Origin of the sequence: Acidovorax sp. HMWF029, from assembly GCF_003060895.1 — a bacterium.
Taxonomy (GTDB): domain Bacteria; phylum Pseudomonadota; class Gammaproteobacteria; order Burkholderiales; family Burkholderiaceae_C; genus Acidovorax.
The window spans coordinates 1-21,940 of sequence record NZ_QAIH01000103.1 but is presented as its reverse complement, the minus strand read 5'-3'; the positions used below and the strand labels follow the sequence as shown (position 1 = coordinate 21,940).

Below are 21,940 nucleotides of genomic sequence, written 5' to 3'. Positions count from 1 at the left end.
CCTGAGAGCCCCCGAGAACTTTCCGTCCCCATGCTGTTCCTGCTGTCCCCCGCCAAATCGCTCGACTACGACACGCCCCTGCCCGAAGGCCTGCCGCACACCACGCCTCAGTTCGTGGCGCAATCCACAGCCCTCATCGAGGTGCTTCGCGCGCAGTCACCGCAGCAGATCGCCTCGCTCATGGAGCTGAGCGATACCCTGGCGGCGCTGAACGTAGCGCGCTACCAAGCCTGGCGACCCCGGTTCACGGCCACCAACTCGCGCCAGGCAGTGCTGGCCTTCAACGGCGACGTATACGAAGGACTGCAAGCCCGCAGCCTGGGCACTGAAGACCTGGGTTGGGCGCAGAGCCATGTAGCCATCCTGAGCGGCCTGTACGGCGTGCTCAGGCCGCTGGACCGCATGCAGCCCTACCGCCTGGAGATGGGCACACGCCTGGCCACTGGCGCGGGCAGCAACCTCTACCAGTTCTGGGGCAGCCAGATCGCCGAACATCTCAACACCCGGCTGCGGGCCGACAACACACCCGTGGTGGTCAACCTGGCATCGCAGGAATACTTCAAGGCCGTGGACCGCAAGGCGCTCAAGGCGCGGGTCATCGAATGTGTGTTCGAGGACTGGAAAGGCGGCAACTACAAGATCATCAGCTTCTTTGCCAAACGTGCACGGGGCCTCATGGCGCGCTATGCCATCACCCACCGCATTGCCACGCCGCACCAGCTGGAAGGCTTTGATCTGGACGGCTATGCCTTTGCCCCGGCATCATCCGAACCGGAGCGCCTGGTGTTCCGGCGCAAGGCGGCACCTACCGCATAAATTGTTCTGCCCCCACCCCGTTGAAGGACCGCCATGGCATCAAGCTCTGACACGCATTCCGACAGCACCACCACGGCCCAGCGCACCCAAACGGCGCGGCAGGCCATCACGCCCGAGCTGCGCCGCTGGATCATCGAGCAGGCCCAGGCCGGCCACCCCGCGCCAGTGGTGCTGCAGTCCATGCGCGACGCAGGCTGGGACGAGGACGTGGCGGCCGATGCGCTGGAGATCACGCTGCAGGACCACCTGAACGAGCTGGCCGTGCAGCAGGGCCTGCCGCCTGCCGTGCCCGTGCCCGAGCCACAGCTCGACACATCGCCCTCGCAGGTGGACTGCGGCGACCGTATGGTCAACGTGCTGCTGGCCATGGCCCAGCCGCGCATCGTGGTGTTTGGCAACCTGCTCTCGCCCGAAGAATGTGATGCCCTGATGGCCGACGCCGAGCCCCGCCTGGCGCGCTCGCTCACCGTGGCCACCAAGACGGGGGGCGAAGAGATCAACGCCGACCGCACCAGCGATGGCATGTTTTTCCAGCGTGGCGAAACCCCGCTGATCCAGCGCATCGAGGCGCGTATCGCGCGCCTTTTGAACTGGCCCATCGAAAACGGCGAAGGCCTTCAGGTGCTGCACTACCGCCCCGGCGCCGAGTACAAGCCGCACTACGACTACTTCGACCCCGCCGAGCCCGGCACGGCAAGCATCGTCAAGCGCGGCGGGCAGCGCGTGGGCACGCTGGTGATGTACCTCAACACGCCCGAAAAAGGCGGCGGCACCACCTTCCCCGACGTGCATCTTGAGGTGGGCCCGCAGCGCGGGAACGCGGTGTTCTTCAGCTACGAGCGACCCCATACCTCCACCCGCACCCTGCACGGCGGCGCGCCCGTGATCGCGGGTGAGAAATGGATCGCCACCAAGTGGTTGCGCGAACGAGAATTCAAGTAAAAACAGGCCTCTCCGCGCGTCCACATTACCTTTCTTGCTATTAAATATATAGCAAACATCTTCACCACCACAACCGCATGAACACGCCCGAACAATCCCAGCTTGGCAAGACATCCGCCTATGTAGACCAGTACGACGCCGCGCTGCTGTTCCCCATCCCCCGCGCGGGCAAACGGGCCGAGATCGGCATCACGGGCGCTGCGCCCTTCTTCGGCGCCGACCTGTGGACGGCGTTCGAGCTGTCATGGCTAAATGCGCGCGGCAAGCCGCAGGTGGCGCTGGCGCACATCACTGTGCCCTGCGAAACCCCCAACATCGTCGAGAGCAAGTCGTTCAAGCTCTACCTGAACAGCTTCAACAACACCCGTTTTGCCGACATGGCCGAGGTACAGGCCCGCATCCGCAACGACATCAGCGAGGCCGTGTGGCGGGGCGCCGACCACCCGGCCACCGTGGGCGTGAAGCTCATTGCACCCGAGCTGTTTGACCAGGAGCCCGTGCACGAACTGGACGGACTGAGCCTGGACCGCCTGGATGTGGAATGCACCCGCTACCAGCCCGCGCCCGACCTGCTGACGGCAGAATTCAACGAAGCCCCCGTGACCGAAACCCTGACCAGCAACCTGCTCAAAAGCAACTGCCTGGTGACGGGCCAGCCCGACTGGGGCAGCGTGCAGATCAGCTACAGCGGCCCGCAGATCAACCAGGAGGGGCTGCTGCAGTACCTAGTGAGCTTTCGCAACCACAACGAATTCCACGAGCAGTGCGTGGAGCGCATCTTCATGGATGTGTGGACCCGCTGCAAACCCATCAAGCTCACGGTGTATGCACGCTACACGCGCCGGGGCGGCCTGGACATCAACCCCTTGCGCACCAGCCACCCGCAGGGCCTGCCGCGCAACGTCCGCACGGCGCGGCAGTAAGCCTTAGAACCTGTTCAAGATCTTTTTGGGGTCGCACAAGTCCCTAGCCCGACGGGTTGGAGTGAAATCGGGCGAGCAGGCCGCCCCGGTTGCTTGCATGGACATAAGCCCATGCTGCGCATCCGAAGCGTTCACTTCATCACGATGGCACTCCAATGCGATCCCCGAAAAGACTTTGAACAGGTTCTCAACCACGCCCATCCAGATTGATCCAGTCACACCGCAGGGTGTGGCGGATGTGCGCGCGTGTACGCCAAGCCACATACAGGCTGGGTACAAAAATGCCGATCAGGCACACCAGTGCGGTCAGGGGCTCGCCAAAGGCGAAGAAGGGAATCCAGCCCACCCAGCCCAGTACCCACAGCGTCAGAACCAGGTCCCACAGGTGGTATTCCAGCGGGTGGTCAACCTTGTGCGCAACATGCCATTGCTTGATGCGTTGCAGCTCGTTCAGCGACATCTGAATCTCCCGGAAAGCGGGTGATTTCAATGTAAGTTACCAGTAAGAATACGTCAAGAAGCGCGATCCTCAACGCGGGTGTTGTGCATCAGTCCCTGCGTGCCAGCGCCCATGACATGGCCCTGCTCTGCGCTGCCAATGACAAGTGGGACAGGCGGGATGAGAGAGCATATGGGGCACTTTGCCCCGTCTCAGCCAAGGCGGAACACATCCACCGAGCGAGCCAGCGACACGGCGCTTTCCCGGAGGCCCTGCGCCGCCGCCGCAGACTCCTCCACCAGCGCGGCGTTCTGCTGCGTCACGGTGTCCAGTTGCGCCACAGCCGCATTGACCTGGGCGATGCCTTGCGACTGCTCTTTGGTCGCGCTGCTGATCTGCTGCACCAGCGTGCTCACGCGCCCCACCGCATCGACCACGCCATGGATGGTGGAGCCGGCATGGTCCATCTGCTGGGCTCCGCTGGCGATCTGGTTCACCGTCACGCCAATCAGCCCGCTGATCTGCTTGGCCGAGCTGGCACTGCGCTGGGCCAGCGCCCGCACCTCGCTCGCCACCACGGCAAAGCCCCGCCCCTGCTCGCCCGCGCGGGCCGCCTCGACGGCCGCGTTCAGGGCCAGCAGATTGGTCTGAAAGGCAATGCCTTCGATCACCCCCACGATCTCGCTGATCTTGGTGGACGACTGCTTCATCTGCTGCATGGCTGCGCCCACCTCCTGCACCGCCTGGCCGCCGCGCGTGGCAATGTCGCTGCTCTGGGCGCTCTCGTGCGACACCTTGGCTGCCGTTTCAGCCGTCTGCTGCACCGTGCCGGCCAGTTGCTCCATGGCCGCAGCGGTCTCCTCCAGGCTGCTGGCCTGCGATTCGGTGCGGGCCGACAGGTCCAGGCCGCCGCGCGAGATTTCGTCGGCCGATTCGATGAAATGGCGCACCTCGGTGCGCACATCGCCCACCACCGCACGCAGGTTGACCTGGGTCTGCTGCAAGCGCTGCATCAGCGCGCCCAGGGGCTGGGGATAGTTGGTGCCCACCGACGTGGCCAGGTTGCAGGCCGAGATGTCGGACGCGAAACGGGTGGCGTCATGAACGCCCTGCAACACGGTGGCCTGAAAGCGCCACAGCGTCCACCCCGCCCCCAGCAACAGCAGCACCATGCGCGCCACCCAGGCAGTGGTGCCTTGCAACCCCAGCAGGTCAGGCAGCAGGGCCAGCAGCACGGTCACCAAGAGCAGCAGCGCCATGCGGGGCAGCAACGCCATCTGCGCAAGGCGCTGCTGCCAGCCACGCATGCCGCGGTAGCGAACATTGCCCGAGTCCAGGTAAAAACTGCTCGCGCCCGAAGCCGCCTCGCTGCGCATCTGGGCGTACAAGGCTTCGGCGGCAGCCGTTTCGGCCGCAAGGGGCTTGGTGCGCACCGACATATAGGCGCGTGGCTTGCCGCCCTCCATGATGGGGGTGACATTGGCACGCACCCAGTAGTGGTCGCCGTTCTTGCGGCGGTTCTTGACCAGACCCGTCCAGGGCTCCCCCCGACCGATGGTGCGCCACATGTCCTTGTAGGCCTCTGCAGGCATGTCGGGATGGCGGATGATGTTGTGCGGCTGGCTGATGAGTTCGTCATAGCTGTAGCCGCTCACACGCACAAACGCCGGGTTGCAATGGGTGATCTCGCCTTTGGTGTTGGTACAGGACACCAGCAGCTCATCGCCGGAGTAGTCGTAATTCTGCTGGGTCACCGGCAGGTTGATGCGCATGGGGACTCCTGGTAGGCCGCAGCATGGGCAGGCTGTCCGGCTCGAAAATTGTTACCCATTGATGCCAGTCAAGTCAAACCGGGCGGTCGGGGCCCTGCACACCCACACAACCAGGAGCCTGGGGTGGTTTACTGCACCGGCTTGTACGCCGCAATGGCTTTGGCCAGATCGGTGGTTTCTTCGCACTGCGCGCAGATGGCTTGCAGCTTGGCGAGCTGGGCTTCGGCCTGCGCCTTCTTGCCGACCTTGAGGTAGCCCATGCCTGAGTATTCAAGGGCTCCCTTGTGGCGTGGGTCCAGCGCCAGGGCCTTGTCGTAGGCCGCAAAGGCCTCGTCGTATTTGCCCAGCCAGCGGTTGGAATAGCCCAACAGGTTGTAGGCGTCGGCGTTCTGCGGGTTCTGCGCGACCACTTTGCTGAAGCTGCTGGCGGCCAGTGCCCAGTTCTTTGCCTCGATGGCTTTCTTGCCCACGGCAAAGTCGTCAATGCGGGCATTCTGGACAGGCGTGGTGGGCGTGTCAGCGGCCTGCGCTGCGGGCAGCACCCACACGGGCACGACCGCCAGAGCCAGGCTCAGCGCAGGTGCAGACATCCAACGGCGAATGGACAAGGAAGGCATGTAAAAACTCCTGAAAAGAGAACGCAGACAAGAAACAACAATTGGGGGGCACACGGACCCCATGCCAGGCAACGGCGTTCCTCACAAACGCCACAAACCAGCAAACGGATGCAGGCCTGGCAAATTTTTCCCGATGCTCCAGGCGGCTACTGCGCCTGGGGTGAGGCACTTGCCTGAACCCCGTTGTGCGCAAACTATCACCTGCGCGCCATAGCTTGGCACAGTTGCCGGTGAAAAGCACTGTGCCGCTGCGTCACTGCGTTACTGCGCTACGGCATTGCCAGGCGCGGGCGGCGTGGCAAATGCTGCCAACGCAAACGCTGCGCCCCCCGGCGCTCTAGGGATGTCCTGCATAACTCCCTGCGGTCTGTGATAACGCGGCCTCGGGCAGTCCGCTGCGTTGCTTTTCTTGCCAATAGCCGGGCTATTGGCTGCCAAAAGACGCCTTGCGGCCTGTCCCGATCCGCACTACCACCGACTCGCGAGGGTTATGCAGGACATCCCTAGAAAAGTTGCGCCGTGCCCTCTGTTCGGTCTGGCTTGCGCCGGCGCGCATCCACCAGGGCAGCGGCCCGTGGTTCCAGCACTGGCTCTTCGCCCTGGCGCGCCAGCGAACTCGCCCGCACGCCCAGCAAGCGCAAACGCTTGTCCAGCGGCACGCGCTTGAGACACTGCCCGGCCAGCTGGCGGATGGTGGCACCGTCGGCGGTGTAGATGCCAGCCGTGTGGTCTCGCGTGGCGATCTTGAAGTCGTCGTAGCGCAGCTTGATGCCGATGGTGCGCGCCACATAGCCCTTGCGCTGCAGGTCTTCGGCCAGGCGCAAACACAGGTCGGTGAAGATCGCGCCCAACTCTGCCTTGTCGCGCACAGCGTGCAGATCACGATCGAAGGTGGTCTCGCGGCTCATGCTCACGGGCTCGCTCTCCGTCACCACCGGGCTGTCGTCCTGGCCCCAGGCCACGCGGTGCATCCAGGCACCGGTGGACTTGCCAAAGTGGCCGATGAGCCACTGCGCATCCTGCGCGGCGAGCTGCCCGATGGTCTCGATACCCAGCCGGGCCAGCTTTTCGCCCGCCTTGGGGCCGATGCCGTTGATCTTGCGCACGTTGAGCGGCCATATCTTCGTCTGCAGGTCTTCCTCGTAGACGATGGAGATGCCATTGGGCTTATTGAACTCGCTCGCCATCTTGGCCAGCAGGCGGTTGGGCGCCACGCCGATGGAGCAGGTCAGCCCGGTCACGTCAAAGATGCTCTTCTGGATGAGCCGCGCCAGCACCCTGCCCCCTTCGCGCTGGCCGCCGGGCACATCGGTGAAGTCGATGTACACCTCGTCCACGCCCCGGTCCTGCATCACCGGCGCGATCTCCACAATGGTGCTTTTGAACAAGCGCGAAAACCGCCGCACTTCATCAAAATCCACCGGCAACACGATGGCCTGGGGGCACAGCTTGGCCGCCTTCATCATGCCCATGGCCGACCCCACGCCAAACTGCCGCGCGGCGTAGGTGGCCGTGGTGATCACGCCCCGGCCCACATAGTCCTTGAGCCGGGGAAAGTCTTCCACCGGTATGAAATGCCGCTCCCGTAAGCCCGTGCCATCCGGGCCTTGCAACAGCAGTTCATCCACCTTGCGCCGCCCACCTCCAATCACCACCGGCAGGCCCTTGAGCTGCGGGTAGCGCAGCAGCTCGACCGACGCGAAAAAGGCGTCCATATCGAGGTGGGCAATGCGGCGCAGCCGCTGCCCGCCGCGCTCTGGCGAGGCGCAAGTTATAGGCTCATTGTGGGAAGAATCGGGCGCTGAGACAGTCACGCCCACTATTGTGCGCGGCAGCGTGACAGGCTGCTGCCACAGGCCACACACAGGCCACAGGGCTTGCCCGTGCTATCGCTTGGCCATGGCCGCGCTGCGAATGCCCTGCAGCGTGCCAGTGGGCGTGATCGCCTCGGGGTCGATCAGGCAGTGCAGCACGCTGGGCAGGCCGCTGGCGCGGGCGCGGGCCAGTGCGGGGGCGAAGTCTTCGGTGCGCTCCACGCGCTCACCGTGGCCGCCAAAGGCCTGGGCATAGGCCTTGAAGTCGGGGTTCTTGAGCTGCGTGGCGCTGACGCGGCCGGGGTACTCGCGCTCCTGGTGCATGCGGATGGTGCCGTACATGGCGTTGTCCAGCAGCACCACGATGATGGGCAGGCCGTACTGCACAGCGGTCGCAAACTCCTGGCCGTGCATCAGGAAGTCGCCATCGCCCGCGAACACCACCACCTCGCGCTCTGGCCACAGGCGCTTGGCGCCCACACCCGCAGGCAGGCCGTAGCCCATGGAGCCGCTGGTAGGTGCCAGTTGGCTGGCGTAGGTGGTGAAGGGCCAGAAGCGGTGCACCCAGGTGGCGAAGTTGCCGGCGCCATTGCAGAAGATGGTATTGGCCGGCAGCGTGGATTTGAGGTGCTGCATGACCCGGCCCATCTGCAGATTGCCGGGGATCTGGATAGGGTTGGTGTCGCTCCAGAGGATGTACTCAGACCGCGCCATCTCCGCATGGGCCAGCCAAGCCACCGGCGCTGCAGGGCGCACGCTGGCCAGCGCCGCCGTGAAAGCTTGCGGCGTGGCGTGAATGGCCTGCGCAGGCCGGTACAGCTTGCCCAGTTCATCCGCATCGGCATGCACATGCACCAGTGGCTGGTCTGGGTTGGGGATGGCAAACAGCTCGTAGCCCTGCGACGGGATCTCTGACAGCCGCCCGCCCACCACCAGCACCAGATCGGATTCGCGGATACGCGCCAACAGGCGCGGGTTCACGCCCAGGCCCAGGTCGCCGCCATAGCAGGCGTGGTTGGCCGGGAAAAGCATTTGCCGCCGGAACGAGCAGTACACCGGCAGCGACCACGCCTGCGCAAACGCCACAAACTCGCGCACCGCCTGCTCGGACCAGCGGCTGCCACCCAGGATGGCCACGGGCTGGTGCGCGGCTTTCAGGCGCTGGGCCAGCTCGGCCATCTGCGCGGCACCGGGGTGCGTTTCCGTCACCTGGTAGGGCAGCGCATCGGCCACGGCGGCGGCTTCGGTCAGCATGTCTTCGGGCAGCGCCACCACCACGGGGCCGGGGCGGCCCGAGGTGGCTACGTGGAAGGCACGCGAGATCAGCTCCGGCACACGGGCGGGGTCGTCAATCTGCACCACCCACTTGGCCATGGTGCCGAACACCGCGCTGTAGTCCAGCTCCTGAAACGCCTCGCGCCCCATGGCGCCGCGGGCCACTTGGCCCACGAAGAGGATCATGGGCGTGGAGTCTTGGTGCGCAATGTGCACACCGGCCGAGGCATTGGTGGCACCCGGCCCGCGCGTCACAAAACAAATGCCGGGCTGGCCCGTGAGCTTGCCCTGCGCCTCGGCCATCATGGCCGCGCCGCCCTCCTGGCGGCACACGGTCACGCCGATGTCAGCGTCATGCAGCGCATCGAGCACAGCCAGGTAGCTTTCGCCGGGCACACAAAAGAGCTGCTTCACACCATGGGTGATGAGCTGCTGCACCAGGATCTGGCCGCCGGTGCGGGGGGTGAGGGAGGTCGTGGTCATATCAACGGTGTCTCAGCGGTATCGGGTCAGGAATTCAGAACAGGGCCTGGCAGGCGCGCTGGATGCGTGCGCAGGCTTCTTGCAGGTCGGCCGTGGACGCAGCGTAAGAGATTCGAAAGTACGGCGCCAGCCCCAGCACCCCACCGGGCACCACAGCGACATGGTGCTCGCGCAGCAGGTAGGCGCAAAAGTCCGCATCGGTGCGCAGCAGCACGCCGCCCGGCGTGGTGCGGCCCAGCACACCTTCGCAACTGGCAAAGGTGTAGAACGCGCCCTCGGGCACACGGCAACGCAGGCCGGGTGAGGCATTGAGTGCGGCCACGACGAGATCGCGCCGGTCCTGGAACGCTTGGCAACGCTCGCGCACAACGTCCTGCGCCCCCGTGAGCGCAGCCACCGCCGCCGCCTGGCTGATGGACGATGGGCACGACGTGGCTTGGCTCTGCACCACGGCCATGGCCGCAATCAACGCCTTAGGGCCTGCGCCGTAGCCCAGGCGCCAACCCGTCATGGCATACGACTTGGAGACGCCGTTCACCGTGAGCGTGCGCTCGCTCAGCGAGGGCAACACGGCAGCGGGCGTGGCAAAGGCGCGGCCGTCGTACAGGATGTGTTCGTAAATGTCATCCGCCAGCAGCCACACCTGCGGGTGGCGCTCCACCACCTCCAACACGGGGCGCAATTGCTCGGCGCTGTAGGCCGCGCCACTGGGGTTGGAGGGCGAGTTGATGAACACCCAGCGCGTGCGCGGCGTGATGGCGGCCTCCAACTGCTCGGGCGTGATGCGAAAGCCGTTGGCCTCGGTGCAGGGCACCACCACCGGCACGCCACCGGCAATCAGCACCATGTCGGCGTATGACGTCCAGTACGGCGCGGGCAGGATCACCTCGTCGCCAGTGTTCACCGAGGCCATCAGCGCGTTGTAGAGAATCTGCTTGGCGCCCGCGCCAGCAGTGATTTCGTTGAGCGCAAAGTCCAGCCCGTTGTCGTGCTTGAACTTGTGCTGGATGGCGGCCTTGAGTTCGGCCGTGCCATCCAGCACCGTGTAGTGGGTATCCCCCCGCGCCATGGCCTGCTGGGCGGCTTCCAGGATGTGCGTAGGCGTGTCGAAGTCGGGCTCGCCCAGGCCCAGCACGATGACGGGCTGGCCCTGGCGCTTGAGCTGGTGGGCCTCTTGCGTCAGGCGCACGATTTCGGAGACGCCGATGGCGCCCAGGCGGTCGGCCGCGCGAAAGGCCGTGGCGGGGATGGGAGCGTTCATTGCTGGTAGGTCTCCAGGGGCTTGTCGTTGGGGGTGGCAAACAGCTGGCGCAGCGTGGTGCCCAGCGGCAGGTTCAGGCTCATGTTCTTGGGTGGAATGGGGTTCACAAACCACTTGGTGTAGATCTTTTCCATCTCGCCGCTCTGCATGAGACGGGTCAGCACACCATCCACCGCCGCCTTGAAGGCAGGGTCGTCCTTGCGGAACAGCAGTGCAATCGGCTCAGCACCCAGCGGCTCGCCCACGATGCGGTAGGCCGAGGGGTCTTTGGAGTTGGCGATCATCCCGGCCAGCAGGTTGTCATCGAGCACAAACGCGTCGGCACGGCCGGTTTCGAGCAGCAGAAAGCTCTCATGGTGGTCCTTGCCCAGCACGGTCTTGATGGGTACGCCGCCCAGCGCGCGCTCTTGCTTGCGCAGCAGTTGCACAGCGGTGGTGCCGGTGGATGCGGCAATGGTGCGGCCTGCGAGCTGGCTGACGGACTTCAGGTCCGAATCCTTGCGCACCGCCATGCGCACTTCACTCACATAGGTGGTCACCGCAAAGGCCACTTGCTGCTGGCGCGCGGTGTTGTTGGTGGTGGGGCCGCAGCCGATGTCCAGCGTGCCGTTCTGCACCAGGGGCAGCGTGTTCTGCGCCGTCACGGCCATGTATTCGAGCCTGGCGTCGGGCGCGATTTCCTTCAGCACGCGCTCGCACAGCTCGACGTGGTAACCCACGTATTTTTCATTCGCGCCCAGCGCGTAGGCCATGGGTGGCGAAGTCTCGCGCACGCCCAGCACCACCTTGCCGCTGGCCTTGATCTTCTCCAGCGTGGGCTGGGTGACCGTCTGCGCCTGCGCGGGGGCGGTGGCCATGCAGGCCAGGGCCAAGCCTGCAGCGATCGCAGTGAAGGTCTTGCGGGAAATTGCCATGTCGTTGTCTCCGTATGTTTTGTGGTTGGCAGGTTGAGAAAAGGGTGAGGGGAAACTGGCGGTACCGATGGTGCTCAGATCACGTTCTTTTCGAGCAGAGGCGCATTGCGCGCGATGCGTTCGATGGACAGCGGCGACAGGTCCAGGCTTTGGTAGCCGCCCGTGAGCAACAGTTCGGCCACGCCCCGGCCCACGGCCGGGCACTGCTGCAGGCCATGGCCCGAAAAGCCGTTGGCAAACACCAGGTTGTCGCACGCCGGGTGCAGGCCCACGATGGCGTTGTGGTCGAAGGTGTTCATCTCGTAGTAGCCCGCCCAGGCGCCCTGCATGCGCAGTGCCTCAAAGCTGTGGATGCGCTCGGCCAACATGGGCCAGATGTGGTCCTCAAACGCGGCGTACTCGGGATCCAGCGGCGCAAAGTCGGCGTCGTTGTCGGCGTCGGGCGCAAAGCCGCAAATAAAGCCTTGGCCCTCAGGCCGCAGCCAGATGCCGCTGGTGTCGATGAGCAGAGGGCAACCCGGCAGCGCCGCAGGGCTGGCCAGGTTGAACACCGTGCGGCGCTTGCCCACCACGGGCAGATCAACGCCCGCCCAGCCCGCAATGGCCGCCGCCCAGGGGCCACCCGCGTTCACGGCATGGCGGCAAGGCAGCACGTTGCCGCTTTGCAGGCGCACCGCGTTCACGTGCAGCACGCCATCGCTGCTCACCGCGTCCAGCCCCACAGCCTCATCGGCCACGTAGCGCACGCCCTGGCTCTGTGCCTTTTTGCGCAGCGCCGTCAGCAGCAGGTAGCCATCAAACCAGCCTTCACCCGACAGGCCCAGCGAGCCCAGCGCCACGTCCTGCAGCGCCAGCCACGGAAAGCGCTCTGCCAGTTGCTGCGGGCTCAGCAGCGCCACATCGGCACCGTGCTGCTTTTGCAGTGCATGGTTCTCGCGCAGCGTGGCCTCGCCCGCCTGGGTGGCCAGGTACAGGTAGCCGCCTTCATGCAGGCCGATGTCGGGCACGTCGCCATGGCACGCCAGCGTGCCCACGTTGCGCAAAAAGCCAATGCCGTAGGCCGATATCTGGATATTGATGTCGGTAGAAAACTGCTGGCGGATGGAACTGGCCGATAGCGCAGACGAGGCGCGCGCGTAGGTCGGGTCACGCTCGACGACCACGACATCGCAGCCCGGCTGCTGCAGGGTGAGAAAGTAGGCAATGGCACTGCCAATGACGCCACCGCCGATGATGACGATGGGGTGTGATTCCTTAGCGATAGACATGAACGGGCAACCAGCGTGGGTTACACGTCGAACGTCACGCCTTGCGCCAGCGGCAATGCGGTCGAATAGTTGATGGTGTTCGTCGCCCGGCGCATATAGGCCTTCCAGCTGTCCGACCCCGCCTCACGGCCGCCTCCCGTTTCCTTCTCTCCACCAAACGCGCCGCCAATCTCGGCACCGCTCGGCCCAATATTCACGTTGGCAATACCGCAGTCCGAACCCGCTGCCGACATGAATTGTTCGGCCTCGCGCACATTGAGCGTGAAGATGGACGACGACAGGCCCGCGCCCACGGCGTTGTTCATGGCGATGGCTTCATCCAGCGTGCTGTAGCGCACCACATACAGGATGGGCGCAAAGGTTTCGTGCAGCGCGGGGCCTTCATGGGCTTTCAACTCCACCAGAGCGGGGCGCACGTAGTACGCATCGGCACCGCCCAGGCCTTCCACACGGCCACCGCCGTGCACCGTGGCACCCAGCGCACGGCTTTGCTCCAGCGCCTTTTGCATGCCGTCAAAGGCCATGCGGTCGATCAGCGGGCCCACCAGCGTGCCAGCGGTGCGCGGGTCGCCCACCTGCACGTTGGCGTACACCTTGGCCAGCTGGGGCACGAGCTGGTCGTAAATGCTCTCGTGCACAAACAGGCGGCGCAGCGTGGTACAGCGCTGGCCTGCGGTGCCCATGGCGGCAAAGGCAATGCCGCGCAGGGCCAGGTTCAAGTCGGCCGTGGGCGCCACGATGGCCGCGTTGTTGCCACCCAGCTCCAGAATGCCGCGCGCAAAACGCGCTGCCAGGCGCGGGCCCACGGCGCGGCCCATGGCGGTGGAGCCGGTGGCCGACAGTACGGGCACGCGGGCGTCATCCACCAGCACCTCGCCAATGTCGCGCTGGCCCACGATCAGCTCCAGCAGGCCTTCGGGTGCATCGGCCCCAAAGCGTGCGATGGCGCGCTGCGCAATCGCGTGCGTGGCCAGGGCCGTGAGCGGCGTTTTCTCCGACGGCTTCCACACCACCGAATCGCCACACACCAGCGCCAGCGCCGCGTTCCAAGACCACACCGCCACCGGGAAGTTGAAGGCCGAGATCACGCCGCACACGCCCAGCGGGTGCCAGGTTTCCATCATGCGGTGGCCGACTCGCTCGGTGGCAATCGTCAGGCCGTACAGCTGGCGCGACAGGCCCACGGCAAAGTCGCAGATGTCGATCATCTCCTGCACCTCGCCCAGGCCTTCGGACGGGATCTTGCCCGCCTCGATGGTCACCAGCAGGCCCAGGTCGGCCTTGGCGGCGCGCAGCTCTTCGCCCAGCAGGCGCACCAACTCGCCCCGGCGCGGTGCGGGCACATTGCGCCACGCCAAAAAGGCGGCATGCGCGCGGCCAATGGCGGCGGTGGCATCAAACGCGCTTTGCTGCGGCACCTGGGCCAGCATCTCGCCCGTGATGGGCGAGCGCGCTGCCAGCGTGCCGCCGGTGTACGCCTCGCGGGGCACACCCAGGCGTTGCAGCAATTGATCGACTTCAGACACAAGGGGAGTGGCAACAGGGGTGGCGGCAAGGGTGGCAGACATGGCGACTCGCGAGGATGGGTGAAAGCAGAGAGAAGCAAACAGCGTGGGAGAAAACACGCAATGAATGCGCCAATATCCGCCAATCGCGTCGCGCTGGATAGCGAAAAAATGGAACTACTTGATCACAAATCAGAATGAAGTGCCTGAAAAAATCAGGACCGCCACCCTATATCCATAGCGCGGAAGAGGCTCAAAAGGCTTAATTTTTGGCACCATTCATCATTCCCACAGTGCATAACCCGGTATGACCCTGCTGCGCCGCGCCTTCCTCCCCTCCACCGCCGACCTGCTGGCCTTTGAGGCAGCCGCCCGCCACCAAAGCGTGTCGCGCGCGGCGGAAGAATTGCACCTCACGCAAAGCGCCGTGTCGCGCCAGATCCGGCAGCTGGAAGATCAGATTGGCACCGCCCTTTTCCACCGCGTGCGCCAGCGTGTGGTGCTGACCGACGCGGGCCGCGTCTATGCCGCAGACGTGCAAAACGTACTGCAGCAACTGTCGGCCAGCACACAAAAAGCCATGGCGTTTTCCAGCACCGACGGCCTGCTCAACCTGGCCGTGCTGCCCACGCTGGGCACGCGCTGGCTCATCCCGCGACTGGGCGGCTTCATGGCGCTGCACCCCGAGGCCATGGTCAACTTCTCGGCCCGCACCGAGCCGTTTGACTTTGCGGGCACGCCGTTTGACGCCGCCATCCACTTCGGCACGCCCCACTGGGCGGGCGCCGTGTGCGAATACCTGATGCACGAAGAAACCGTGCCCGTGTGCAGCCCCACCTACCGCGACCGCCACGGCATCCACACCCCGCACGACCTGACGCGCGTGGTGCTGCTGCAGCAAAGCACCCGCCCCACGCAATGGGCCGAGTGGTTCGAGTTGGTGGGCGCCCCCACCGCCCTGGCCCTGCGCGGCCCGCAGTCCGAGCACTTCGCCATGATTGCGCAGGCTGCGGTCTCGCACCTGGGGGCGGCGCTGCTGCCACGCTTTTTGATTGAGCAGGAGCTGGCGACGGGGAGTTTGGTGGAGCTGTCAGACCAGGTGCTGACGAGCACCGATGCGTACTACCTGGTGTACCCGGAAGCGCGAGCGCAGACGCCACTGGTGAAGGCGTTCAGGGATTGGGTCGTGGGGGAGTGCGGGGGACAGCAGCAAGGTTGAGAGCCGAGCGCTCGCAACGGTCGGTCGACTGCTGCACATCACCAAGCGAATGAGACGGCAATCAGAATGACCTCTTGCGCCATATTTCGAAGCAGCTATAGCTATCAAAACTGACGCAAAAAACCTAACTAAGTAACTAACACTTCATGCCCGTATCGGGACCTTGCGCGGCAGCTATCGGCCATTGGACTAAACCGCTCGCGCGGTAGCGCTCCGCGAAGGCCCTGACGCTCAGTGTGGGCGCCAACGTCAAACCGACAAGAACGCCGATCCAGCATTGACCATTGGCAGCTTGTCCCAAAGGTGTGCTGGAGAGCGTTCTAAGCCGTCATTTGGTGGTCACGCCCCAATCGGCACATTGGGACGGATCTGATCAACCCAGCACACGCGCCAACAGACTCTGGAGATCGATCCATCGGCGCTATGCACTTATCCCCGTCGTGCTTGGCGTCGTTGCCAACGCACTGCCAGCAACCCAAGCATGGCCGACAAAGATACAAGGGCCCATGGGGCATCTACCGGGATGGCGGCGGGATCACTCGCGGCGGCAAGCACCACTGGTGCGAATGGATCACGGATGCTGCCGACAGTTCCGTCGGAGTCACCCGCGCCGTTATCCGCAATGCTGTACGTCACCGTCTTGCGGTCACCGCTGATGCTCACACCGCTGAGCTGAAACCATGTGGACGCAGCCACCACATTACCCACTGCGGCTGTAGCAGGACCGAACTTCCAGAACTGCACCCCGGCCGGCAGGGCTTGTGGATAGGTAATCGCCATTGTCACAGTCCCTGTGCAGCTTGTGGACTCGAAAGCGTATTCCCCATAGGGCATGGGCTTGTCTGCGCTTGCAGGGTTGCTCACAGAGCCAAATCCGCTGGTTGGCTTCAGCGTACAGGAAGAGCCGCCCCCCGAAAGGGTGGCTGTGGCCGTACCTGCCATGCCGGGCACGGTGTTCGACACAGTGAGCAGACGTGGCGTTACAGCGGCAGATGCCGTGGATGCCGCGCTGGCGCCTGCCTGATTGGTCGCAGTGACTGTGAACGTGTATGCCGTGCCATTCGTCAGGCCAGTGACAACCAGTGGGCTGGCCGCACCGCTGACAGTCGCCCCACCAGGGCTCGCAGTGACCGTGTAGCCTGTGATCGCGCCACCACCATCAGATGCCGGTGCGGTAAAAGCGACAGACACTTGTCCGTTTCCGGCTGTGCCCACAACACCGGTCGGTGCACCCGGTACGGTGCTTGGTGTGACCGCGGTCGAAGCGGTCGATGCCGCACCTGTACCTGCGCTATTGGTCGCTTTGACAGTAAAGGTATACGCCGTACCATTGGTCAGACCGGTCACGCTGATCGGACTTGCCACACCACTGAAGGTCGCGCCGCCCGGACTCACGGTCACGGTATAGCCGGTGATCGCCGCACCACCATTCGATGCCGGTGGGGTATAGCTCACGCTGGCTGTGGTATTACCTGCGGTTGCCGTTGGCGCAGCCGGTGCACCCGGTACGATGGCGTTGACTGCAAAGGTTTGCTGTACCTGGGGCGCAGCACCGAAGCTGGCATCACCTGCCTGATTGGCGTTGATAGTACAGTTACCTGCTGTCACGAAAGTCAATGTGCCGCCGCTGACAGTACATACGCCAGTGGTGGCGCTACTGAACGCAACAGCTAAAGTCGAGCTGGCGGTCGCAGTCAACGTCGGCGTGGTACCAAAATTCTGGCTGCCTGGATTATTGAAGGTAATGCTCTGTGTCGCTTTCGGGGTCACCGCTGTCGAAGCGCCCGATGCCGGACCTGTACCTGCGCTGTTAGTCGCTTTGACGGTAAAGGTATACGCCGTACCGTTAGTCAGACCAGTGACGCTGATTGGACTTGCCGCACTGCTGAAGGTCGCTCCAGTTTCAACCACCGTCACTGTGTAGCTGGTGATCGCCGCACCACCATTCGAAGTAGGTGCACTGAAGCTCACGCTGGCCGTAGTATTACCTGCGGTTGCCGTTGGTGCAGCCGGTGCACCCGGTACGATGGCGCTGACAGCAAAGGTTTGCTGTACCTGAGGCGCGGCTGCGAAGACGCTATTACCTGCCTGATTCGCATTGATAGTACAGGTACCTGCTGTCACGAAAAACAATGTGCTGCCGCTGACAGTACACACGCTAGTGGTGGCGCTGCTGAAATTAACCGGATAAAACGAGCTGGCTGAGGCGCTCAGTGTTGGTGTCGTGCCAAAGTTCAAGGTACCTGGATTATTGAAGGTAATGGTCTGTGCTGCCTTCGGTATGACCGCCGTTGATCTGAGAGACGCCGGACCGGTACCCGCGATATTGCTTGCCCTCACCGTAAACGTATAGTCAGTACCGTTAGTCAGTCCCGTCACAGTGATAGGACTGCTGGCACCAGTAAAGGTCGCACCAGTCTCAAACACGGTCACGGTATAACTGGTGATCGTTGCACCGCCATTCGAAGCAGGTGCACTGAAGCTCACACTGGCAGTACCATCCCCCGCGATCGCGGTTGGTGCAGCTGGCGTACCAGGTACCGTTCTTGGTGTCACCGGTGAGGAAGAAACAGACGCAATGCCCGTTCCAGCCGAATTGATCGCCTTAACGGTAAATGTATATGTAGTACCGTTGGTCAGACCCGTTACATTGATCGGACTGGATGCCCCTGATGCTGTGTTACCGTCCGGGGTGGCTGTCACGGTATAGCCAATAATGGCCGCACCGCCGTTCGAGCTTGGCGCCGTGAAGCTGACTGAGGCCAATGCATTACCCGGGATTGCACTCACACCGGTTGGTGCGCCTGGCGCTGTGGCACCGCCAGTTACATTCAGTGTTAAATTAACTATACCAAACAGTGCTGAAAGTTGATCCTGATAGTAAATCACCACTGTATCGTTACCGGTATACCCGATGCTTGGAGGGGTATAGATAAAACCGTTAAAATATTGATAGCCAGGCTGACTATTCGGAAGCAGGTTGCCTCCAGCACTCGTAGGAACTCCACCGGTATTTCCGTTTGTATCGGTGAATACGCCCCCGCCCGATCCCATTCCGTGCACACCCGGATCGCACTGGTTCAAATTTTGCAACGTATAAATGTATGTATAACTGGCGGCACCGGTATTGGTGATGTTAATGGTGCAAGAAGTTGATGGAGCAGTATCAGCCAAGCTTGTACCAGCCATACCAAATAGCATAAACAATGTGAGCCAAGCAGTTTTCACGCCCATCCTTGCATCCGCCAAAAACCTCCGCCCCGAATATCTGGAAAAGAAATGCAATAAAATATGCATAAATAAAACAAAGAATTTTGAAGATAAAGCGAATGCTTGCAATTACATGCTCCAGAGAATTGGGCGGCAAAACACCGCGCATTAACCATGGTTTCAGTTGCGCCAAACTGCGCACCGGGCACTACGGCAAAAAACGCAAGAGTTGGCTATGCCCTGCGCAAAAGCATTGTAACTGCCTGTTTTTGACTGATTCAAGAAATGATACAGGTGTCAGGCGTGACCAGGGTCAGTGTTGTGCCACTGACGGCACACACACCGGCAGCGACGCTGGTGAAGGCGACTGTCAATTCTGAGCTGGCCGCGCCACTCAGCGTCGATGTACCGCCAAAGTACTAGTTACAGGGATTCACGAAGTCAAGCGTTTTATTGCCTTTTGCAGCCTACTGAAATACTGGTACTCCTATCGCCTGCGGAAAACACCGACCGCCCAAAATGGGCTCCAAACGATTTTTCAGGCCCGACAAGGGGTGAGGCACCCCAAAATTCTTCATTATTTGCGTCCTCCGGCAGTATTTCAGCCACCTGCTATTGCAGTTGCACCGCCGGGGCTGGCTACTACGGCATGGTTGGTAATGGTCGCCCCACCGGGGAGCGACGGGCAAGCCGAGGGGCCGCCCAGCACTGCGCCACCAACTTTTGTCTACAGAAATTTCGACCACGCGATGGTCACCTTGCACAGTTGGATGCGCGAGCAAGCCATTCGGGCACCGCCTCCATCAGGAACAGCCCCCCCCGCCCTGAGTCACTACTTGGTTGGTTGCCGATCAGCTTGGGAGCGTCGGCGGAGTCGGGGCGGCGCCCGGTGTTGCGAGCAGCTGCCCAAAACGCATGCGGCGCCCGGCGAACAGTGCGCACTCGCAGTTGCGTGAAGCCCCATCCGTACACGATGGCACACTGGCGCTGCTTGTGAGCTTTGGTCGTGAGACCCCTGCCAGAGTCCCCATCGCGTTTGCGCCCTGAACACAAGCATTGGCGTTCTTCGCGGTTTCCTCCTCAAAGGCTTATTTGTGCGACGCCGCCCCTCATGTCGGGGACGAATCGACCCTCACGGCGGATCGGGGCAGGCTTACCACAACCCTAAACAAAAGCAGAATCCCGATCATTGTCGCCTTCGTTCAAGACCCCACCCCAACGCACGGGCACCATCCCGCGCCATGCAACTTGAACCCCTCGACACCCACCTCTGGCACGCCACCCACGCTTTCAAGGCCAACGGCCTTCCCATCACCACGCGCATGACAGTGGTGCGGCTGCCAGGGCGCAAGCTTTTGATCCACTCACCCACTCCGATGCCGCCCGGCAGCGCGTTGTTGCGCCAGGTGCAAGACCTCGGCAGCGTGGCCTTTATCGTGGCGCCGAACAAGATGCACCACCTGTTTCTGGCGCCCTGTGCACAGGCCTTTCCGGGCGCAGTGGTCTACGGCCCGCAAGGGCTTGCGCAAAAGCGGCCAGACCTTGCCGCAAGGCTGCGCGTGCTGCCTGCGGGCGACCTGCCGGAGTGGCTGCCGGACCTGGAGCACTTTGCCTTCGAGGGTATTCCGGCGGGCAATGAGTCAGTGTGGTTTCACCGGCCGACGGCCACGTTGATCGTGACGGACCTGCTGCAGTGGATGGCTGGCGATCTGCCCTGGCCCACGCGGGCCTATGCCACGCTGACGGGGGTGCGCAGCCAGCTGGCCGTGCCGCTCACGGTGCGAGCGCTGGTGCGTGACCGGACTGCGGCGGCCCGCAGTGCAGAGCGTGTGCTGCGCTGGCCGTTTTCACGGGTGGTGATGGCCCACAACCAAGTGGTTGACAGCGATGCACGCGCGCAGGTGGCACAAGCTCTGTCGGTATTTCTGGGAGCCTGACTGCGATCTTTTTTGGCGACCGCAAAGCAGCACAAGGGCCCAGTCAACGCGTGCACCGCCACCCATGCTGTGGACCTGGACAAGGTGCGCAATGCAGAGTGCGGCCTCGTGCAGCCTTGCCCACAGGGTCGCCCGCAAAAGCGCTATCCACGGCTTTGCTCATCTTCGCCGGGCCACCAGCCCGACGGCGGTAGTCGCCTGGCAGCTGCCGCTTTTGCGGACAGCGGGCACTATGAACAGTTCGTAAACGACCTCTGTCGGCAAGGTGATCCCCACCAACCCCAAGGCACCGGCCGTGGATGAAGGTGCGGCCCAGGTTGCGCAGATCACGCAGTGGATGAAAAACGCGGTGATGCGGGATTGGGACAGCGTCAACGCCAACCGCCCGGCCTGGAACACACGCTGGAACAAGACCATCGAGCGCTAAGACCCTGTTCAAAGCACCCGGGCGTTGGCGCACAGCCCGCACACTGCCGGGCAGTGTGTGACAAATGTCACCGGCTGTTCCACCCCCTGCAGCGGGAGGGCGTCACAAACCGCTTCTTCGAATCCAGAATCCGGCGCCTGAACGCGCAGATGCGCTGCGCTGGCGTTCAGTCGCCATTCATTCAAAAGAGAGGGATACCACCATGAAACGCTGGATCAAATGGACCGCAGGCGGCACGCTGCTGCTGGGAGTGGTCGTTGTGGCCACCGCCGCCAGCGGCCTGTATCTGGCCGAACAAAAACGCACCCGCTACATCGACATCAAGCCCCGCCCCGTCGCCTACACCACCGATGCGCAGACCATAGAGCGTGGGCGGTATCTGTATGCATCGCGCGGCTGCACCGACTGCCATGGCGCGCAAGGCACGGGCCGCGAGTTTGTCAACGACGGCAAGGGCACGCGCATCGTGGGCCCCAACATCACGCCCGCTGGCGTGGTGGCGCGCTACCAGCCCGAAGACTGGAACAGCGTGATCCGCCACGGCGTCAAGCCCAACGGCCGCCCACTGCTGGTCATGCCCAGCGAAGACTACAACCGCTGGACCAACGATGACCTGAATGCACTGGTGTCGTACGTACGCCAGTTCAAGCCCCAAGAGGGCGCACAGGCCGTGGTGGAACTGCCCCGCCCCGCCTGGGTGCTGTACGGCCTGGGCGCCATCCTCGACGCCGCCGCACGCATCGACCACCAGCTGGCACCTTCGCGCCCCGTGCCTGCGGGGGTCACGGTGGCCAACGGGCAGTACGTGGCCAACATGTGCATCGGCTGCCATGGCGCCAACCTGGCGGGCGGCAAGATCCCTGGCGGCCCGCCCGACTGGCCCGACGCGGCCGACATCCGCCCTGGCAGCCAAAGCGCCGACAGCACCATGGCCCGCTACCCTGAGGCCGCCAGCTTTGTAGCAATGCTGCGCACCGGCAAGCGGCCGGATGGCACGCCGATCCAGGCGATGCCGTTTGAATCTCTGGGGCAGTTGAGTGATGTGGATGCGAAGGCGCTGTACCTGTTTCTGACTGCACAGGGGGGCGTTGCCAAGGCAGGGGACGCTGGTGCGGAGG

General features: G+C 63.5%; 16 protein-coding genes and 1 pseudogene. 7 read left to right on the top strand and 10 right to left on the bottom strand.

Features of this window, described 5'->3' with window-relative positions; translation table 11 throughout:
• Positions 1–30 precede the first annotated feature (30 nt).
• From yaaA to queF, 3 genes are all read left to right on the top strand, one after another.
• Positions 31–816 (top strand): peroxide stress protein YaaA, encoded by a 786-nt coding sequence (gene yaaA, locus DBR12_RS06745; RefSeq protein ID WP_108616557.1) that lies wholly within the window; start codon positions 31–33, stop codon positions 814–816.
• A gap of 33 nt (positions 817–849) precedes the next feature.
• Complete coding sequence (locus DBR12_RS06740; RefSeq protein WP_108616556.1) at positions 850–1,758, top strand: 2OG-Fe(II) oxygenase; 909 nt, start codon at positions 850–852, stop codon at positions 1,756–1,758.
• Positions 1,759–1,835: 77 nt separating this feature from the next.
• On the top strand, positions 1,836–2,681 hold the full coding sequence (gene queF / locus DBR12_RS06735) for an NADPH-dependent 7-cyano-7-deazaguanine reductase QueF (protein ID WP_108616555.1): 846 nt from the start codon (positions 1,836–1,838) through the stop codon (positions 2,679–2,681).
• Positions 2,682–2,868: 187 nt separating this feature from the next.
• Here the strand turns inward: queF and DBR12_RS06725 are convergent, their stop codons facing one another.
• The 9 genes from DBR12_RS06725 to DBR12_RS06685 form a co-directional block, all read right to left on the bottom strand.
• Positions 2,869–3,171, bottom strand: coding sequence for a hypothetical protein (locus tag DBR12_RS06725; protein WP_233244331.1), 303 nt, complete (start codon positions 3,169–3,171; stop codon positions 2,869–2,871).
• 161 nt (positions 3,172–3,332) lie between these two features.
• The gene (locus DBR12_RS06720; RefSeq protein ID WP_108616552.1) at positions 3,333–4,892 is read right to left on the bottom strand and encodes a PAS domain-containing methyl-accepting chemotaxis protein; all 1,560 of its coding nucleotides are present in this window, start codon (positions 4,890–4,892) and stop codon (positions 3,333–3,335) included.
• Positions 4,893–5,020: 128 nt separating this feature from the next.
• Positions 5,021–5,509 carry a tetratricopeptide repeat protein gene (locus DBR12_RS06715; RefSeq protein ID WP_108616551.1) on the bottom strand — a complete coding sequence of 163 codons (489 nt, stop codon included), beginning with the start codon at positions 5,507–5,509 and terminating at the stop codon, positions 5,021–5,023.
• 503 nt (positions 5,510–6,012) lie between these two features.
• Positions 6,013–7,224, bottom strand: a complete 1,212-nt coding sequence (locus DBR12_RS06710; RefSeq protein ID WP_108616550.1) for a DNA polymerase IV — start codon at positions 7,222–7,224, stop codon at positions 6,013–6,015.
• A 171-nt stretch (positions 7,225–7,395) separates the two neighbouring features.
• Positions 7,396–9,081, bottom strand: a complete 1,686-nt coding sequence (locus DBR12_RS06705) for a thiamine pyrophosphate-binding protein (RefSeq protein WP_108616549.1) — start codon at positions 9,079–9,081, stop codon at positions 7,396–7,398.
• 34 nt (positions 9,082–9,115) lie between these two features.
• Positions 9,116–10,342: a pyridoxal phosphate-dependent aminotransferase gene (locus DBR12_RS06700; RefSeq protein ID WP_108616548.1), complete on the bottom strand. Its 1,227-nt coding sequence runs from the start codon at positions 10,340–10,342 to the stop codon at positions 9,116–9,118.
• On the bottom strand, positions 10,339–11,256 hold the full coding sequence (locus DBR12_RS06695) for an amino acid ABC transporter substrate-binding protein (protein WP_108616547.1): 918 nt from the start codon (positions 11,254–11,256) through the stop codon (positions 10,339–10,341). Before DBR12_RS06695 ends, DBR12_RS06700 begins: the two co-directional genes overlap by 4 nt.
• Positions 11,257–11,330: 74 nt before the next feature.
• Positions 11,331–12,524, bottom strand: a complete 1,194-nt coding sequence (locus DBR12_RS06690; RefSeq protein ID WP_108616546.1) for an FAD-binding oxidoreductase — start codon at positions 12,522–12,524, stop codon at positions 11,331–11,333.
• Between the two features lie 20 nt (positions 12,525–12,544).
• A complete protein-coding gene (locus tag DBR12_RS06685) occupies positions 12,545–14,092 on the bottom strand; it encodes an aldehyde dehydrogenase family protein (protein WP_108616545.1) in 1,548 nt (515 codons plus the stop codon).
• A gap of 244 nt (positions 14,093–14,336) precedes the next feature.
• Here DBR12_RS06685 and DBR12_RS06680 point away from each other — a divergent pair, with 244 nt between their 5' ends.
• Positions 14,337–15,248 (top strand): LysR family transcriptional regulator, encoded by a 912-nt coding sequence (locus tag DBR12_RS06680; RefSeq protein WP_199226651.1) that lies wholly within the window; start codon positions 14,337–14,339, stop codon positions 15,246–15,248.
• 429 nt (positions 15,249–15,677) lie between these two features.
• Here DBR12_RS06680 and DBR12_RS06675 read toward each other — a convergent pair whose 3' ends face one another.
• Positions 15,678–18,587 (bottom strand): fibronectin type III domain-containing protein, encoded by a 2,910-nt coding sequence (locus tag DBR12_RS06675; RefSeq protein ID WP_199226650.1) that lies wholly within the window; start codon positions 18,585–18,587, stop codon positions 15,678–15,680.
• Between the two features lie 1,112 nt (positions 18,588–19,699).
• Between DBR12_RS06675 and DBR12_RS06670 the strand changes: the two genes are divergently transcribed.
• The 3 genes and pseudogenes from DBR12_RS06670 to DBR12_RS06660 form a co-directional block, all read left to right on the top strand.
• Positions 19,700–20,395 carry a DUF4336 domain-containing protein gene (locus tag DBR12_RS06670; protein WP_108616543.1) on the top strand — a complete coding sequence of 232 codons (696 nt, stop codon included), beginning with the start codon at positions 19,700–19,702 and terminating at the stop codon, positions 20,393–20,395.
• A 259-nt stretch (positions 20,396–20,654) separates the two neighbouring features.
• A pseudogene (locus DBR12_RS06665) lies at positions 20,655–20,822 on the top strand (ABC transporter substrate-binding protein); the annotation flags it as partial.
• 202 nt (positions 20,823–21,024) lie between these two features.
• Positions 21,025–21,940 (top strand): c-type cytochrome (locus DBR12_RS06660; RefSeq protein ID WP_108616542.1); only part of this gene is annotated, 916 nt, incomplete at its 3' end.

Coding starts and splice junctions, on each gene's coding strand:
- DBR12_RS06705 (WP_108616549.1), bottom strand. CDS start 9,081: ATGACCACGACCTCCCTCACCCCCCGCACCGGCGGCCAGATCCTGGTG.
- DBR12_RS06680 (WP_199226651.1), top strand. CDS start 14,337: ATGACCCTGCTGCGCCGCGCCTTCCTCCCCTCCACCGCCGACCTGCTG.
- yaaA (WP_108616557.1), top strand. CDS start 31: ATGCTGTTCCTGCTGTCCCCCGCCAAATCGCTCGACTACGACACGCCC.
- DBR12_RS06720 (WP_108616552.1), bottom strand. CDS start 4,892: ATGCGCATCAACCTGCCGGTGACCCAGCAGAATTACGACTACTCCGGC.
- DBR12_RS06685 (WP_108616545.1), bottom strand. CDS start 14,092: ATGTCTGCCACCCTTGCCGCCACCCCTGTTGCCACTCCCCTTGTGTCT.
- DBR12_RS06695 (WP_108616547.1), bottom strand. CDS start 11,256: ATGGCAATTTCCCGCAAGACCTTCACTGCGATCGCTGCAGGCTTGGCC.
- DBR12_RS06690 (WP_108616546.1), bottom strand. CDS start 12,524: ATGTCTATCGCTAAGGAATCACACCCCATCGTCATCATCGGCGGTGGC.
- DBR12_RS06740 (WP_108616556.1), top strand. CDS start 850: ATGGCATCAAGCTCTGACACGCATTCCGACAGCACCACCACGGCCCAG.
- queF (WP_108616555.1), top strand. CDS start 1,836: ATGAACACGCCCGAACAATCCCAGCTTGGCAAGACATCCGCCTATGTA.
- DBR12_RS06710 (WP_108616550.1), bottom strand. CDS start 7,224: ATGGACGCCTTTTTCGCGTCGGTCGAGCTGCTGCGCTACCCGCAGCTC.
- DBR12_RS06670 (WP_108616543.1), top strand. CDS start 19,700: ATGCAACTTGAACCCCTCGACACCCACCTCTGGCACGCCACCCACGCT.
- DBR12_RS06700 (WP_108616548.1), bottom strand. CDS start 10,342: ATGAACGCTCCCATCCCCGCCACGGCCTTTCGCGCGGCCGACCGCCTG.
- DBR12_RS06715 (WP_108616551.1), bottom strand. CDS start 5,509: ATGCCTTCCTTGTCCATTCGCCGTTGGATGTCTGCACCTGCGCTGAGC.